The organism is candidate division TA06 bacterium (assembly GCA_016235665.1).
Classification (GTDB): domain Bacteria; phylum Edwardsbacteria; class AC1; order AC1; family EtOH8; genus UBA5202.
In genome coordinates this window covers 86,324-102,901 of sequence record JACRJI010000014.1, presented here as the reverse complement: position 1 = coordinate 102,901, position 16,578 = coordinate 86,324, and the positions used below count along the sequence as shown (strand labels likewise).

Annotated in this window: 11 protein-coding genes; 5 read left to right on the top strand and 6 right to left on the bottom strand. The window is 53.5% G+C overall.

Annotated features, from left to right (window positions below):
• Nucleotides 1-7: 7 nt before the first annotated feature.
• Nucleotides 8-943 (bottom strand): quinolinate synthase NadA, encoded by a 936-nt coding sequence (nadA, locus tag HZA73_09340; protein MBI5806237.1) that lies wholly within the window; start codon nucleotides 941-943, stop codon nucleotides 8-10.
• A complete protein-coding gene (gene lpxK, locus HZA73_09335) occupies nucleotides 940-2,037 on the bottom strand; it encodes a tetraacyldisaccharide 4'-kinase (protein ID MBI5806236.1) in 1,098 nt (365 codons plus the stop codon). Before lpxK ends, nadA begins: the two co-directional genes overlap by 4 nt.
• 99 nt (nucleotides 2,038-2,136) lie before the next feature.
• Between lpxK and HZA73_09330 the strand changes: the two genes are divergently transcribed.
• Nucleotides 2,137-2,886, top strand: coding sequence for a hypothetical protein (locus HZA73_09330; protein MBI5806235.1), 750 nt, complete (start codon nucleotides 2,137-2,139; stop codon nucleotides 2,884-2,886).
• On the opposite strand, the gene HZA73_09325 is transcribed toward HZA73_09330, so the two are convergent.
• Nucleotides 2,840-3,298 carry a cyclic nucleotide-binding domain-containing protein gene (locus HZA73_09325; GenBank protein MBI5806234.1) on the bottom strand — a complete coding sequence of 153 codons (459 nt, stop codon included), beginning with the start codon at nucleotides 3,296-3,298 and terminating at the stop codon, nucleotides 2,840-2,842. The genes HZA73_09330 and HZA73_09325 overlap by 47 nt on opposite strands.
• A 73-nt stretch (nucleotides 3,299-3,371) precedes the next feature.
• On the opposite strand from HZA73_09325, the gene HZA73_09320 reads away from it, so the two are divergent.
• The 3 genes from HZA73_09320 to HZA73_09310 all read left to right on the top strand — a co-directional run bounded on the left by HZA73_09320 (nucleotide 3,372) and on the right by HZA73_09310 (nucleotide 8,045).
• Complete coding sequence (locus HZA73_09320; GenBank protein MBI5806233.1) at nucleotides 3,372-3,827, top strand: cyclic nucleotide-binding domain-containing protein; 456 nt, start codon at nucleotides 3,372-3,374, stop codon at nucleotides 3,825-3,827.
• 94 nt (nucleotides 3,828-3,921) lie between these two features.
• Nucleotides 3,922-4,257 (top strand): hypothetical protein, encoded by a 336-nt coding sequence (locus HZA73_09315; GenBank protein ID MBI5806232.1) that lies wholly within the window; start codon nucleotides 3,922-3,924, stop codon nucleotides 4,255-4,257.
• Between the two features lie 14 nt (nucleotides 4,258-4,271).
• Nucleotides 4,272-8,045 (top strand): tetratricopeptide repeat protein, encoded by a 3,774-nt coding sequence (locus tag HZA73_09310; protein MBI5806231.1) that lies wholly within the window; start codon nucleotides 4,272-4,274, stop codon nucleotides 8,043-8,045.
• A gap of 60 nt (nucleotides 8,046-8,105) precedes the next feature.
• Here the strand turns inward: HZA73_09310 and HZA73_09305 are convergent, their stop codons facing one another.
• The 3 genes from HZA73_09305 to HZA73_09295 form a co-directional block, all read right to left on the bottom strand.
• Complete coding sequence (locus tag HZA73_09305) at nucleotides 8,106-11,753, bottom strand: T9SS type A sorting domain-containing protein (GenBank protein ID MBI5806230.1); 3,648 nt, start codon at nucleotides 11,751-11,753, stop codon at nucleotides 8,106-8,108.
• Nucleotides 11,750-12,130, bottom strand: a complete 381-nt coding sequence (locus HZA73_09300) for a hypothetical protein (GenBank protein MBI5806229.1) — start codon at nucleotides 12,128-12,130, stop codon at nucleotides 11,750-11,752. Before HZA73_09300 ends, HZA73_09305 begins: the two co-directional genes overlap by 4 nt.
• A gap of 457 nt (nucleotides 12,131-12,587) precedes the next feature.
• Nucleotides 12,588-14,102 (bottom strand): sigma-54-dependent Fis family transcriptional regulator, encoded by a 1,515-nt coding sequence (locus tag HZA73_09295; GenBank protein ID MBI5806228.1) that lies wholly within the window; start codon nucleotides 14,100-14,102, stop codon nucleotides 12,588-12,590.
• 370 nt (nucleotides 14,103-14,472) lie between these two features.
• Between HZA73_09295 and tkt the strand changes: the two genes are divergently transcribed.
• Nucleotides 14,473-16,473, top strand: coding sequence for a transketolase (gene tkt, locus HZA73_09290; GenBank protein MBI5806227.1), 2,001 nt, complete (start codon nucleotides 14,473-14,475; stop codon nucleotides 16,471-16,473).
• Nucleotides 16,474-16,578 lie beyond the last annotated feature (105 nt).

Sequence of the window (16,578 nt, the reverse complement as noted above, 5' to 3'; positions counted from 1 at the left end):
TCGGACTTTAAAGCGCCAGCATCCTTTCCAAAGACTCCCTGGCTTTTCCCGCCGTCTCTCCCGGCAGGCTGATCTCATTTTCCTCATTTTCCAATGCCCAGGCCACCTTGGCCAGCGTGGTCATTTTCATATTCTGGCAGACCGCATGGCGGGCCAGCGGGTATATCCCTTGGCCGGGGTGGCTTTGACTTAACTGTTCCACCAGTCCCATCTCGGTGCCGATTATCCACTCGCTTGTCCCGCTTTGTTCGCTGACCGCCTTGACCATCCCCGAAGTGGATGCCGCTTGGTCGGCCAGCGCTACCACCTCCGGCCGGCACTCGGGATGCACTATCAGCCGGGCGCCGGGATGCTCCTCCCGGGCGGCCTTTACATCTTCTGCCGTGAAACGATTGTGCACAAAGCAGAATCCCGGCCATAGTATCAGTTCCCGTTCCGAAATTTTGGAGGCATAGGAACCAAGATTCCTGTCCGGCACGAACAGTATCTGCCGGTCGCGGGGCAGGGAGTTCACCACTTTCACCGCATTGGAGGAAGTGCAGCAGATGTGGCTCTGGGCCTTCACCGCCGCCGAACTGTTGACATAGGCCACCACCAGCGGATCGCCGTATTGCTTTTTGGCGGCTATCAGGGCCTCAGCCGTGATCATGTCGGCCATGGGGCAGCCGGCGCTCCGATCGGGCATGATGACCTTTTTAAACGGGTTCAGCAACTTGGCGCTTTCAGCCATGAAGTGCACCCCGCAAAAGACGATGACCCTGGCCTGAACCTGAACCGCGGCCTGGGCCAGAGCCAGGGAATCGCCCAGAAAATCGGCGATCTTCTGCACCTCCAGGGTCTGGTAATTGTGAACTAGAAAAACCGCGTCCTTTTGCCGCTTCAGGCCAGCTATGATGCCGTAAAGCTTTTCGTTCGGAAGTTTTTGGTATTCGGCCAGCGTCATTTTAGTTTAGCCCCATCCAACACTAGTTGATTGAATATTTGTTGCTGAGCTTCGTCCATGAACCCTATCTCCACCGGCAGCACCAGCAACGGTTTGCCGAGGTCAAGACCGGGTGGAAGTTTTACCGCGTCCTTTTCGGTGGTCAACAGGTAATCGCAACCCTGGGCCATCCCGGTGATCTGCTTTAAGTTCTCCCGGGTATAGTGATGATGGTCGGGATATTTTATGTGGGTTGCAAAAGAAAGCCCGGCCTGCCTGACGATCTGTTCAAAGGATCCCGGCTTGGCAATACCGGAGAACAAAATTATCCTAGCCTTCTTCAGTTTATCCATGTCCGCCGATAGGCTGTCAGCAAACCCATACGGCAGTCCGGCGTTATGCCGGGTCTTAAACATTGCGGCTTCAGAATTCTGAATTCTGAATTCTGAATTCTGATTGTTGCACCTGGTCAGCACTATGGCCCCCGCCCTCCGCAGCGCTCTGACCGGCTCCCGCAGCATCCCGGCCGGCAGCAACCAGCCGTTGTCATAAGGCCTCTGGCCGTCGTCCAACAGGACGATGTCCAGATCGCGCTTCAGCCGCAGGTGCTGGAAGCCGTCGTCCAGCACTATGACCTGCGCCCCCAGTTCCACGGCCTTCTCCGCCCCGGCCGCCCGGTCCCGGCCGACGATGACCAATGCGCCTGGTCGCTCTTTTGTCCCCAGCAGACGCGAGGCCATCAGAAACGGCTCATCCCCCGCCTCATCGGCCTGGCACAGGACCGAGATGCCGTCGCTGACCACCAGTGTTTTTTGTTTTTGATTTCTTGCCCTGAGCGATGCCGAAGGGTTGGTTTTTGATTTTCTTTTGTATCCCCGCGAAAGCACCGCCGTTCGAAAGCCTTGGCCCATCAGGATCTGCGCCACATAAATGGCCATCGGCGTCTTGCCGGTGCCTCCAACCGTGATGTTGCCGATGGAGATGACCGGGACCGCAGCTTTATGACCCCTGAACAAACCTGCCTTATAGGCGCCAACCCTCAGCTCCATTATCAACCCGTAAAGCAGGGAAAAAGGCCAAAGGAAAGCGATCTTTATGATATCTGAAAAAATCATTGCACTATTAGGATAACCCAAACTGCCGGAAAAAACAAGCAAAATTTACGCATATTTTGTTTGACTTTGGCCCGATTTAGACTTATCATTAAATGTTGTATGCTAAAAACCATCGCCGACTTACATACCCATACCGTTTTTTCAGACGGCCGGCTTTCTCCCCGGGAGGTCTTGCAGATCGCTTTGGAAAAGGGGTACCGGGTGGGCCTGGCCGACCACTGCGGACCGGGAAATTTCCAACTGGACAGCCCAGACCGGATTGAAAGATACCTTGCTGCCATCTATGATCTTCCGGTTTACCGGGCTGTGGAACTGGACCTGGGGCGGGAGATCCCTGTTCCGCCGGCGGACCTGAAGCGTTGTCATTACCTGATCGGCGGTGTGCATTCGGCCGGGCCGGTGGATTTCTTTGACCCCCAGGTCACTGCAATTGACCTGGCCCTGCTTTTGGATGAAATGCTGGAAATGATCGCCCACCAGTCCCAAAGATATTCTTTTGACATCCTGGCCCATCCCGGCCTTTTGCCCTGCAATTTCCGGGAGCAGAAGGACGCCATAACTGACGGCTGGCGGATGAAATTGGTGGAACTGGCCCTTAAATGCAATTTGGCCATCGAGCTCAGCTCCCGGTGGCTGGTGCCGGACTATAAGCTGGCGGCGATGGCCAAAGAGGCCGGACTTAAGTTTTCGTTGGGATCGGACGGGCACGACAGGGAGAAGATGTGCCGCCTGGACTATTCACTGGAACTGGCCGGAAAACTGAAACTGACCGAGCGGGACCTGTTCTGGCCCCTGGATGGGGCTATTCCGTGGCAAACGAATCCTGGATCCGTTCGTCCATCACCCTGATCCGGGCCGACAGGATCCGGGACATAGCCAGCATCATCTTGGCCGCGATCTTGGCTTCTTTATCCATCAGAAAAGCGATGTGCTTGCGGGTCAGAATATACAGCTCGGTGCTCTCCACCGCGTTGACATTGGCCGAACGGGGGGCCTTGTCCAGCAGGGACATTTCACCAAAGAACTTTCCCGGCCCCAGCTCGGCCAGCACAACGTCGCCCTGATCGGTGGGCAGGCTTATCTGGACCTTGCCGCTCTTGATCAGGTACATACTGTCGCCGGGGGCGTCCTTCTGGCAGATGATGGCGCCGGGCATGAAATCCTCTGCCTCGGTGGAAAACAGCTGGGTCAGGCGCATCATCTCGTCTTCGGCCAGTTCCTGGAAAAGCAGAAAATCCCTGAGGTTATTGATGGAGCTCATTTACCCCCTCCTGTTTGATAAAGTATTGGATTTTTCGGAATTTTAGAATATTAAAACCAAGGAGTTTGCCGGTATGTCCCAGATCATTGAAGCCCTGACCAACAATCACCTTTTCTCTTCGCTTACCCCGGATGAGCTGGAGCGGATAGCCAAGCTTATTTTCCTGCGCAGTTACCGCCAGGGCCGGACCCTGTTCTTTGAGGGCACGCCGGGAGAGGTGATGTACCTGATCCATTCCGGTCAGGTGGGCATATACAAGTCGGTCCCCGGCAAGGATGACCTGCTTTTGGCGGTCCTGAACCCAGGCAGTTTTTTCGGGGAGATGTCCCTGGTGGACGCCCAGCCCCGCTCGGCCACCGCCCGGATCACCGAGGACGCCGAGCTGGTGGTGATCACCAAAAAGGTCTTTGACCAGATGCTGCTGACCGATCCCGGCATCACCTCCAAGATACTGGTGGCCCTGCTGAAAGTGGCCCTGGGCAGACTGCGCTCCACTGACGAAAAATTCAAAAGTTTGAAACCGGCCTAGGCATCAATTATTCCCCCGGATATTATAGCATATCAAAAGTCTCTGCCCCTGTCAAGCCGATAAGGCCCATCTAAAAACATTAATTTTTTTGGCCATGAACAAACAGCTTAAAGCCGAGATGGTTCCGGAAGCTCCAAATGATATTGGCGGATCCGGCTACCGCCATTATCTGGGAATGGTCAAGGTGCTGGAAAGGCTTAAACGGCAGAGCGACCTGGAATTCGGCCCCAGACTGATGAATAAAATCCTGGACGCCAGGCATGATGGGCTGATCAGCGACGAGCAGGCCATGGAACTGACCGACCGGATCCACGCCTGGGGCCAGAAACTGGAGGAACATTTTGCCAGCCAGGAATACCAGATGAAAAAACTGATGCTGGCCATAGAGAAGGATGAACGGCGCAGCGGAAAAAAATCAACCACCCTGTAACCGGAGTTTGCATAATGGAACGAACTGAACTGGTCAGTAAAATACTGGAGCGGCTGGGTCAGATCACCCGCAAGGAGCTGACCGTCCCGGCGGATCAGCAGGAACAGACAGTGTTTGTAAGGCTGGATCAGGTGGAGAAAATTGTCAGCTCCATCGAACGTTACCTGCCTCAGCGGATAATTGACAAGATCCTGCTCAACCCCGAAGGAACCCAGGTGGAGGGCGAACGCCGTCCGGTGACAATTTTGTTCGGGGACCTCTCCGGGTTTACCTCAATGTCCGAGACCATGGACCCGGAGCAGGTGGTGGAGGTGGTCAACCAATACTTTGACGCCATGGTGGAGATCGCTTCCCGCTACGGCGGGCATATCGACAAATTCATGGGCGACGCTTTGATGGTGCTGTTCGGGGCGCCGGTGGTCCACGAGGATGACCCGCTGCGGGCCTGCCTGGCGGCCATAGAGATGCTTGAGGCTATGGACCGCTTCGCCGCCGAACGCAAGATGGCCCTGGCCATGAGCATCGGCCTGAACTCCGGTGAGGTGGTGGCCCTGAATGTGGGATCCCGGGAAAGAATGGAATACACAGTCATCGGCGACGCAGTCAACCTGGCGGCCCGGCTGGAGAAGGTAGCCAGCGCCCGGGAATGCGTGATTGGTGAGAACACCTACAAGCAGGTCAAGGGCAAGATCCGGCTGAAAAAACTGAAACCGGTGATGGTCAAGGGAAAATCCAAGCCCCAGAACGTGTATCTGATCCTGGGACGGATGGAGGCCGAAGAAAAGGCCGCCAGCCTGCGTTCCGGGTCCATAAGGATGGTGGGCCGCCAGGCCGAGATGGACGGGATCCGGCAATCTGTTCAACGGGCCAAAACCGGAACCGGACAGATCGTGGCCATCACCGGCGAACCGGGACTGGGAAAATCACGCCTGGCCAAGGAGCTGGAGCTTTTGGCCCGGGAGGAGAATTTTAAATTCATCAAGGGCAAATGTTACTCCTACGCCTCCGGGGTGGCCTATCTGCCGTTCCTGCGCCAGCTGAATGTTTTGACCGGGATCGCGGAATCCGATCTCAGCCCAAAAAAAGCCGAAAAACTACAGGCCTGCCTTCAGTCGCTGGACCTGCTGGACTTTGAGCCTTACCTGGGTTCTCTGCTGGGTCTGAGCTATCCCGAAACCGAGGCCCTGGACCCGGAAAAACGCAAGAGAAAAACCTTCGAGGCCTTCGCCCAGCTATATTCCAAAACCTCCTCCAAGCAGCCCCTGGTACTGGCATTCGAGGACCTGCATTGGGCCGACACCATCACCCTGGAACTGCTGGAGCATCTGGTGGCTGACCTGGAGCAGCAGCCTGTTTTGATCTGCTGCGATTACCGGCCGGAGCTGGCCCTGCCATTCATCGCCCGGCCCAACTGCCTGAGCCTGGTACTGAAGAAGCTGGATGTCCGGGAGATCCTGCAGATGGTCTCCGGCCTAGCCCAGGTCCAGGATGTCAGCGAAGAGGTGCTTAAAAAGATAGAGGAACGAACCGAGGGCAACCCCCTGTTCATCGAGGAGACCATCCGCAACCTGCTCTCCCGCCGGCTGGTCAAACGGGACGGCCCCAACCTGCAGGCCTCCAAACGTTTTGCCAAGCTTTCCCTTCCCAACACGGTGGCCGCCATGGTGCTGGGCCGGATCGACAAGCTTTCCGAGGAGCTGCGCCGCACCCTGCAGTATGCTGCGGTGATCGGCAAGGAATTCGATACCCGGCTGCTGGGAAAACTTTCGGGGCAGACCCCAGAACAGGTCCAGCCCCTGCTGGACAATCTGGAACATTTTGAAGGACTGTTATATTCCAAGCTACTGGAGGGGAAACGGACCTATGAGTTCCACTCCACCACCACCCACGAGGCCGCCTACTCCACCCTGCTTAAAGGCCGGCGAAGGGAGCTTCACGGCCAGGCCGCCCAGGCCCTGGAGCGGGAGCACCATAAGGACCTCTATTCCCATTACGAAGACCTGGCCCACCACTACTACCACAGCAAGGACAGCGACAAGGCGGTAAACTACCTGCACCGGGCCGGAGACAAGGCCCGGGGGCTTTACGCCAACCCCGAAGCGGTGGAGTTCTACCGCAAGGGACTGGAGGTGGTCAAGCTGCTCAAGGAAAGCCGGCCCAACCTGATGGAGACCGCCGAACTGCTGGGAGCCCAGGGGGCCATCTTCCGGCTGATAGGCCAGCGGGACCTAGCCCTGAAGAATTTCATCACCGCAGCCAAGATATCCCAGCGGGAAAAGGAGGACCAGGCCGAGAGGAAGTACCTGCTTTCGGCTGGAATAGTCTACGACATGCTGGGGCAACTAGATAAAAGCAGGAACATTATTGAAACGGTTTTAGATTCAGCGGAAAAGGGCGGGGATTTCATGGCTCAAGCAATAGCCCTGCACAATAGAGGTAACATTCTATTGCATACCGGCAACAATGGCGAGGCGATTGCTTCGTTTTCAAAGGCCCTTTCGATTTACCAAACCTTAAGGAATGACAAAGAAATCGCTTTGATTCACGGCAGTCTGGGCAAAGCATTCGAATTGACCGGTGAAATCCCCAAAGCTGTGGAAAATTACCGGGCCGCCCTTGAACTGTCAACAACCATCAACTACGCCGAAGGCGTCGCCCTGCAGAACAACAATATCGGCAATCCTTTGCTGATGCAGGGGGAGATCGAAGAGGCTTTAAAGCATTTCACCAAAGCGCTGGAGACCGCAAAGAAAATAGGCGACATCAGGGTCGAATCCCTGTCTTCTGGCAATATCGGCATCATCAATGCCATGGCCGGTGATTACGATCTGGCCCTGGGGTTTTTTGAAATGTCCCTGGCCGCTGCCGAGGAGACGCGCGAACCCCAGCAAAAGATGCAGATGATCAACAACATAGGATGCGTCTACCAGCTTTGGGGGGACACCCAGAAGGCTTTGGAACGCCACCGGGAGGCAGCTGAAATTTCAATCGCCCTCAAGGACGTTGGCAACGAAAGTGAGATCCGCAGAAATCTGGGCCTGGACCTGGGCCTTCAGGGAAGATACAAGGAGTCTTTGTCCGAGTTCTTGCTGGCAGCTAAGCTCGCAGTTCAGATGGGCGACCCCCGCATGCAGGCCTTTATAAAAGCCAATCTTGGAGCCCTCTACCATACTTTGGGCCAGCTGGAACAGGCCGACAAGACTATAGCAGAGTCTCTTGATGAGGCCCGTAGGGTGCGGGACCCCGAGGTCATCCTGGCTTCGGCCCGGGCCCTGGTGGAGCTTAAGCTGGATACCGAAGAACTTACCGGAGCTGAGGAGCATGTCAACCGGCTTCTGGGATTGGCGGAAAAAACACAAAACAAACGGGAAATGGCCTACGGACTTTTAAATTTATCAACCCTGATGATACAGAAGAATGCGCCAGACGAAATGGTACATCCGCTTTCTGATTCCCTGGTCATGGCCCAGGAACTAAAGGATAAATTCCTTTTGGGCCGCATTTATCTGCTGTTTGCCCAAAGAGCCTTATTGGGCGGCAATATCAGGGAAGCCGAGGACTATTTAAAAGATGCTTTGGAAATGGCCGAGAAAACAGGATCTCCTGAACTTTTATGGCAGACCAGTTATCATCTCAGCAAACTTTACAGCCTGAAAGAGAACAAGGAACAGGCAGAAAAGGAACTGGAAAGTGCGAGGAACATGATCAGACGAATGGAAAGCGCATTGCCCCCGGATATAAGAAAAGGTTTCATAGAGAATACTTTCCGCAAACTTGCCTTCACCTGATCTGTCCCGGGATGATAAAAAGGGCGGCCAAATGGCCGCCCTTTTTTAATTGTCTGGGTGCTATCTTAGTAAAACCATCCTTTGAGTAAGGTTGGTTCCTTCAAAATTAAGCTGGTAAAAATACACTCCGGCCGGCAGCATCCTTCCCTGGTTGTCATCACCCTTCCAGGTCAAGGTGTAAGCTCCGCTTTGTTTTTGACCCTGGTCTAACGTATTTACCCTCCGTCCGCAGATATCATAAATATTTAGCGACATCGTTCCCGGTTTGTGCAGGGCATATTTGATGGCAACCGCCCCCGAAGACGGGTTGGGATGGCAGGGCATCAACTGCAGCTTGTCGTAGACCAGACCGCCGCTTACCGCCATTACCGGACCGTGCCAGGTCACCTGCCCGCTCAGGTCCTTGTCCCCCAGGCGATAATAGTAAGTGGTATTGGGGGATACCGCCGCGTCGGTGTAACTGTAGCTTCTGCCAATCGATGATCCCCCCCCGGCCTCAACGGTATCTATGTTCTGGAAATTCTCTGCCGGACTAATTGAGCGTTCTATCAACCATTGATAGTTGTCTTTCTCGCTGGCAGTCTGCCAGGTCAGGGTTATCCCCTCGCTCCCGCTCTGGCAGGCAAATTCAGAAAGCTCTATTGCCAAGGGCAGTGCCCCATTCCGCGGGGATAGACCTGCACTAAGGCTGTTGATCTGGTAGAAATACGGGTACTTGGCCACCGGGGCTTTGGCGTCTTTGCCGATGTTGTTGGTGGTGGGGAAAGCGTTCCAGGAATGTTCGTTAGTTTCGTTGTTGCAGACCACCAGATATTTAAAGACATTTCCAACCGTGTATTTCAAATAAGCGAACGGGACCTGTACTTCCAGATAATTGTACTTGTTGATGCTGTCCAGCGACAGATAAGTTGTGCTGTAAGCGGCTATGGAATCCACCCAGGTCTTGCTACCGGTGGCTTTTTTCAGGACCGCGGTGGTCCCGTTCTCAATTATCAGGCAGAAATCCGGCCGGAAAGCTGGATCAAACCCGGAGCAGGAATCTCCTGCATTGTACGTGCAGGTGGAATCTGCACCTCCTGTCCTGGTGTCAAAATAGATGAAAAGATCGCCTGCTGTGCGCCAATCGCAACGGCCATAGCCCAGATAAAGATTGGAGGCATCCCAGGTTGTGAATAACGTGTCGCTAAGCCGGATTCCTATCCGTTCGCTTTTGGTGAAATCATTGACGCCGCCATAAGTATAACCCAGCCGGACTGTGTGCGGTGTAACCGTATCGCCATAGACCACGATCCTTGGTTCGTTGCCCAGGGTGCCCCACCGGACAGGCAAGGATTCATCGCCGGCCTTCAAGGCAAAGATCAGGGTGTCGGTTGGAGCAAACCCATAAACGATTTTTTTCTCACGAACGTCTGCGGCGGCCGGGGTCCATGCTTGATAATAGGTCATCCCGGTATCAATAAAATCTTCCTCTGCGCTCATCTTGCCCAGATCAGCGGCAGAAGCGTTGTACTTGGTGTATTTTAGCCAATATTTTGAAGCGGCTTCCGTCAGGGCATCATCGCTGACGGCGGTCCAGGAAAGCTCAACCGAACCCTCGATGGTTCCGGTATAAACAGAGTCCACCAGGTCAACAATGGGTTCAGGTTCCACGTTGAAGCCCTGGTAAGCCAGAAGACGGCGGGTCAACTCCGAGGCGGTGCTGGGAAAAATCCCATTACTCAATGAACCAATAGAAAAAGTAAGATAGAGGTTTTTATGGGGAGAGGCTTTACCGCCTTTATAGTAGTCGCCATACGAAGTACCGCGGCCATAGGACCATTTGATTTTGGGATCATCGCTGCCCATGATAAGCCCCGATCCCGCTGCCATCACATCGATGATATCAACCGAATTATCGGGCCCCTGCTGGTAAGGATAGTCGAATAACATTCCTTCGGTAAAGGTCCCGGCAACGCCTCCAATTTGCTGGATATTTCCCACATCAGAAGAATTCCCAGGCCCCACGTATTTTGATCCGAAGAAAGTAAAGATGGAATCCTTATTGTACATCTCGCCGAAATCGTTTCCGGTTACCAAAAGACATTTTAAGGTATCCAAAGCAAAGGCTATCAGACTGTCCTGTTGCTCGTCTTCTATGGCGCCGGCGCTGGAGCCGTCCTCGGCATAGCCCAGATCAAGAAGACACAGATCATACTCGGTGCTGTTAAGCTTGCCTTGCTTCCGCCAGGTATATTCCAGGGTGTCCGTGTCCGTGATCTGGAAAAAGTTCTGATTTGGTATATTTCGCTCGGCCAAAGCCCGGACATAAGCCGAATCCAAAGGAACGTATAAGGATTCCGGTTCGGCAATGGGGTCCTCGTTCCAGCCGGAAGTGGCGGGGTTGTCGTAATCTTTCTTGGGGTGATACCATACCTTGCGTCCCGCAGTTAGGTCCTTGCTGATATTGTAATTAATCCCTTGATTGTCCAGGGTGTCATCCTTCTGGTCCAGCAGAAAATATTGACCAAAGATGTCCCCCCGGCCATTGGCCCGGCTGGAATCAAGCCAGGCAACAGAGAACCAGTCGCCGAACCGGCAGACATCCGGGGCCCGCTGGCCATATGCCCAGTTATCATTCACCACTTTGACGGTGGCACCCAGACGGGCATACTGGTCAAAATACCTGGCCCGTATCTGGTACAAATTTGTGCTGCTGGATGAATCCGCCCAGCTGGTCCAGAAGGAAACATTATCAATCCCCATGATTACCGAGGGGATCCTGTTGGCTTCAGTAGTAGTGGTTATATTGCTGATGGCAAGATTCTGATTTATTTTCTTGGCATCGGGAGCATAGCGCTGGGCATAAATGTCGCCTTTGACGCTTTTGCTGAAATTCAGCCAGACGATGGTGAAAAAACCCGAGTCCGAGGCGGCGATGGCCGGAGTGTAGTGCCAGGTTTCGACGTCGTCGTTGACCATGGCGCTGGGAGTCAGGGGGGAAAGGTCGGGCTTGAAATAACGCATGTAAATGTCCGCTTTGGAAAGGCCGTCCCGGTTGTCCTGCCAGGCAATGGCTATGCCTTCATCTGTAAAGCTGACCACAGGCAATATGTGGCTGACCTTGAGCCCGTCCTCGTTGATCTTGATGTCTGGCGATTGCGGTTCGAACTTATAGTTGAAGAGCCTGCCCCAGATGTCAATTTGTCCTTCCCTATCGTCCTGCCAGACCACCACGAAGTCCTGGGTCCTTTTGTTGACAGCGATCTTGGGGTATTTGGCATTTCCCTTGTTGGGCACCTCCAACACCGGAATCTCGTCGGTCGTCGGGTGCCCGGTCTTGTCAAGCTTACGACCATACAACTGCCATAATTCCCCGGATTTCATCACAGAGTCCTGCCAGACCACGAAGAAAAAATCGCCCACGGTCCCTGCCACATCGGGCTGTTCCTGGGTATGCTCGTCCACCCGGATCCGGTTGACTAGAAAAGCGCCGGTAGCCGCTTCCGGGTTCCGTTCCCAGATCCGGCCGTAGATGTTGAAATTACCGTCCCGGCTGTCGGCCCATACATACCGGGAGCAGTAGTTCTCGTCCATCACTGCGGCCGGGGATTTTTGGGCGGTCTCACCGGCATCGTTATCCCACAAAAATATTTTGACTGTGTCCGAGGCAGCCATGGCTGAAGAAACCAGGGCCATTAACGCAAACAATAGACCAACAATTTTTTTCATGTGGTTTTTCTCCTTTTACCGGGGGTTTTTTCCCTGATGGCAGCCAAAGCCACCGAGAGCAGTTTAATTCTTTTATCCTTGTCGTCCAGGCACTGTTTAAGCAGTTGGAGTATCTCTGTTTTTTTTACATCCGCACTGGGCAGATACCAGTTCTCGCCTTTCTTTTTTACCCGCTGCAGTATTTTATGTTCAACAAAATGGTCTAAACAGCATGTTATCTCCTCCTGACTTTTGCCCAACAACCTAGAAATGGTTTTAGGTGTCTCCTGGGAGTTGGGTTGGCGGGCATAATGCAATACAATGTCCAGCGCAGTAAAGCTGTGTATCGATCGCTCAATGAACGATCCTAAGTCTTTATTTTCATTAATATTGTGCATAGTTGTATTTTATGAAATACTATGTATTGCAAGTACTATGCCAACTTGCATATTATTTTATATCGCCATGCAATAACTTGATTTATGCTATTTATTGATTTTAAATTTTTCGTAAAATGGTTGTATTTATATATAATGTCAATAAAAAAATATACTGTTTATCTCCATATTGTCTTTGCACAATTTATTTTTATAATGCATTTTTCGTACCTTTTATTTATTTTATCCTGATATTTCCTATCTATTTTATTATCAATAAGTTAGCCTCATGGTTATTATCATCAAACAACGTATGGAAGTGTAATATTTACACTCCTGTTCATTCAATATCATATCTTTCAAATAGTTATAATAAGCTGTAAATTTTACATCTTTGGGCGATTCCTTGCGCACAAAAGGCCTTAACCAAAGTTAAGGCCTTTTGTGCGGGTCGAAGAGAATCTGTTAATAATCCGTCTCATGACTCCCTGTTTCGGGGCCGGATGATATTAAGTTCCCTCAACAACCGGGAAAGATACGATGGCTGAATGTCTAAAACCTTTGCCGTTTTCCTTTGGTTCCAACCATTGGCTTCCAGCGCTTTTATCATGTATTCCCGCTTAAACACATCCTGGGCGCCGTCCCAGGTCATGGTGGGCGGGATGCCATCCCTGGTGGAAGAATCGTCCACCAGCCGGGGCAGGTTCTGCAGGGTTATGGTTTGTCCGGAACTAAGCACCACCGCCCTTTCCACAGCATTCTGCAGCTCCCGGATATTTCCAGGCCAGGAATAGTTCTGCATGGCCTGGGCGGCCTCCTCGGTAAATCCCCGCACCTGCTTTTTTGTTTCCCGGCCAAAGTGCTCCAAAAAATGCCGGGATAGAACCGGTATATCTTCCGCCCGTTGGCGCAGCGGCGGCAGGAATATCTGGAACACATTTAAGCGATAATACAGATCCTCACGGAACAACCCGGCTTTTACCAGCTGCAGCAGATCCTTGTTGGTGGCGGCGATGATCCTGACATCTACTTTTATCGTTTCGCTGCTGCCCAGACGCTCGAATTCCCTTTCCTGCAAAACCCTCAGGATCTTGGCTTGGATGGCCTGGGGCAGGTCCCCCACTTCGTCCAGGAAGATGGTGCCTCCGGCCGCCATTTCAAACCGTCCCTTGCGCCGGCAGCCGGCCCCGGTAAAAGCGCCCTTCTCGTGTCCGAACAGCTCGGATTCCAGCAATTCCACCGGGATGGCGGCGCTGTTGACGGCCACAAAGGCCTTATCGGCCCTGGGGCTTTGGTAATGGATGAAACGGGCCAGCAGTTCCTTGCCGGTGCCGTTCTCGCCTTGCAGCAGCACCGTGGTGTTGCCGGAGGCCACCTTGCGGGCCAGCCCCAGCACCTCTTCCACCGCTTGACTTTTGCCGGTAATGGTGTAGCGGCTGGCCAACTCGTCGCGCAGCTGGACGTTCTCATCCTTCAACCGGCTGTATTTATCGGCATTCTCCAGCACCTGGGCCGCCAGGTCGGCGAACTTCAAAAGCAGTTCCTGGTCCTGCTGGTCAAACTGCTGACCGTCCTTTTTATTCAACACCTCTATAACGCCGATGGTCTGGCCATTGGAAAGCAAAGGCACACACAACAAAGATTTGGTGGTAAACTTGGTCTTCTCGTCTATGCCCTTGTACCATCTTTCGTCCTGCTCGGCTTGATTCACGATCTGGGGTTTTTGTTCCCGGGCCACCCACCCGGCGATGCCCTGACCCATGGGGATGGAAAGTTTTTTCAGTTCCTCCGAAACTTCCCCGGTGGCATGGGCAAAATGCAGGTTCTGGGTGGCCCGGTCCAGCAGTAGAAGCGAGCTGGCCTCGGCCACAGTCAGCGTTTTGGCCGATTCGATAATGATGTCCAGCAGCTGGCTTTGATCCAGGGTGGAAGAAAGAGATTTGCTGAAGGACAGCAAAAACTCAAGCTCCTGGCGGGATTTTTGGTCGTTCATGGGATTTATATCCTTTTTTTAATATTTTCTTACCCAATGATAACAGCGATATATATGATTGTCAAGGGGGTGGGTATCCATAAAATTTATGGCCCGTATCCTTTCATAATTGTTTTCCGGATAAAATTCTTTTTGTTTGCAAAATCCGTAATAAAAATGATATGATTATGGAGCCCGCAAAAAATGCCATAGATTACCCCGCCCAGAACGCGGCTATCCAAACAGTGTGATCAGCAACTTCAGCCGACCTGTCCACCGTAGCATTAGCGTAGATGGAAGCATCTTTTACTATCGCATTCATCCGCGGGCTTAGAACGTGGTGTTCTGTGTAGGCAAAAAACAAACAAACCATATCAACAATATTTATCGTATGAGCAAGCTAACCAACCAGCAATATCAAAAAGCCGCCGATACTTTGCGCATGCTGGCGGTGGACGCGGTGGAGCAGGCCAATTCCGGCCATCCCGGACTTCCGATGGGTGCGGCTGATTTTGCCTTTGTGCTGTGGCACGATTTTTTGCAGTTCAACCCAAAAGACCCCAAATGGCCGGGGCGGGACCGCTTCATCCTGTCGGCCGGACACGGCTCGGCCCTGCTGTACGGGCTGCTACACCTTTTCGGATATGATGTCTCATTGGAAGAACTTAAGAATTTCCGCCAATGGGGAAGCTTGACCCCGGGCCATCCCGAAGCCGGGCACACCCCGGGAGTGGAGGTGACAACCGGCCCGCTGGGTCAGGGGTTTGCCAACGGGGTGGGCATGGCCCTGGCCCAGAAGATGGCTACCGCCCGGCTGGGGCTTGACCGGAAGAAAATCCTGGATCATTACATTTACGCTTTAGTCTCGGACGGAGACCTGATGGAAGGCATATCTTCCGAAGCAGCCTCGCTGGCCGGGCATTTGAAACTGGGCAACATCATTTACATATATGACGACAACCGCATCACCATTGACGGCCGGACTGATGTGAGCTTTTCCGAGGATGTGGGAGCCAGGTTCAAGGCTCTGGGTTGGCACACCCAAAGCATCGACGGCCATGATCACCAGACCGTTCACAAGGCGATCAAGAAAGCCCAAAAGATTTCGGACAAGCCCTCGCTGATCCTGGCCCGGACCCACATCGCCCAGGGCAGCCCCAATAAACATGATCTGTCGGCGGCCCACGGCTCGCCGCTGGGAAAGGAAGAGGTGGCCGCCACCCGTAGAAATTTAGGGTGGCCCAACCAGGCATTTTACATCCCGGAAGAAGTAAGATCGGTCTGCCAAAAGAAGATATCCCGGAACAAACGGGAATATAACAAGTGGCAGAAGGACCTGGCCGTCTGGAGACTGCAGAACCAGGAAAAGGCCGGCCTGTGGGACAGGCTGGAGAAAAAAGAGATCCCCGCAGACATTTACGGCATTTTGTCCTCCGCCATTAAAAACGAACCGGCAGCCACCCGTAGCCTTTCCGGAGATATGATCCAGAAGATAGCCGGGATCATTCCTTCGTTGGCGGGCGGCTCGGCCGACCTGGCCGGCTCCACCAATTCAGACATCAAGGGCTCGGCCCATGTTTCGGCGGAGGATTTCAGCGGCCGCAACATCCATTTCGGCATCCGGGAACACGCCATGGGGGCCATGATGAACGGCATGTCCCTCTACGGGTTTTTCGTCCCCTTCGGCTCCACCTTTCTGGTGTTCTCGGATTACTGCCGCCCGGCCATCCGCCTTTCGGCTCTGATGAAACTGCCGGCGGTTTACATCTTCACCCACGACTCTTTTTATGTGGGCGAGGACGGACCCACCCACCAGCCGATCGAACATGTTTCAGCTTTAAGACTGATACCCAACCTGCGGGTCATCCGGCCGGCCGATGCCCAGGAGACCGCCGCCGCCTGGGCTCTGGCCCTGCAGAAAAAGGATGGGCCGACTGCCATGATCCTGACCCGGCAAAAACTGCCGGCGCTGGAACGTTCTGAATGTTTTAAGCCCAACAACGTTCTCCGGGGCGCATATAATCTGCATGTTTACGGCCAGGGCCGCAAGGTAACGCTGATGGCCAGCGGTTCGGAAGTTGCCCTGGCGGTGGAATCCGCCAAACTGCTGGCTTCCCAGGGATTAGAGATCTCGGTGGTCTCGGTCCCCTGCCTGGAGCTGTTTTTGGAGCAGAGCGAAGAATACCGGAAAACCATCGTTCCCCACGGCTCCTTAAAAGTGGCGCTGGAGGCCGGCCGCGGCGCCTTGTGGCGTCAGGTGATCGGCCAGGACGGTCTGTTCATAGGCATCGAGCATTTCGGGGCCAGCGCCCCGGACAAGGTTCTGGCTAAAGAATTCGGCTTTACGCCGGAGCAGGTGGCTAAAAAGATAACAGCATTTATCGAGAAGTAAACCAATGAAATTCTATGTCGCTGCCTATGTCCGCCAGAAAAACAAGTGAAAGAAATCTTTAGAGCGCTGCGGAAATTTAGGCACGGGATCACCGTCGACTGGACG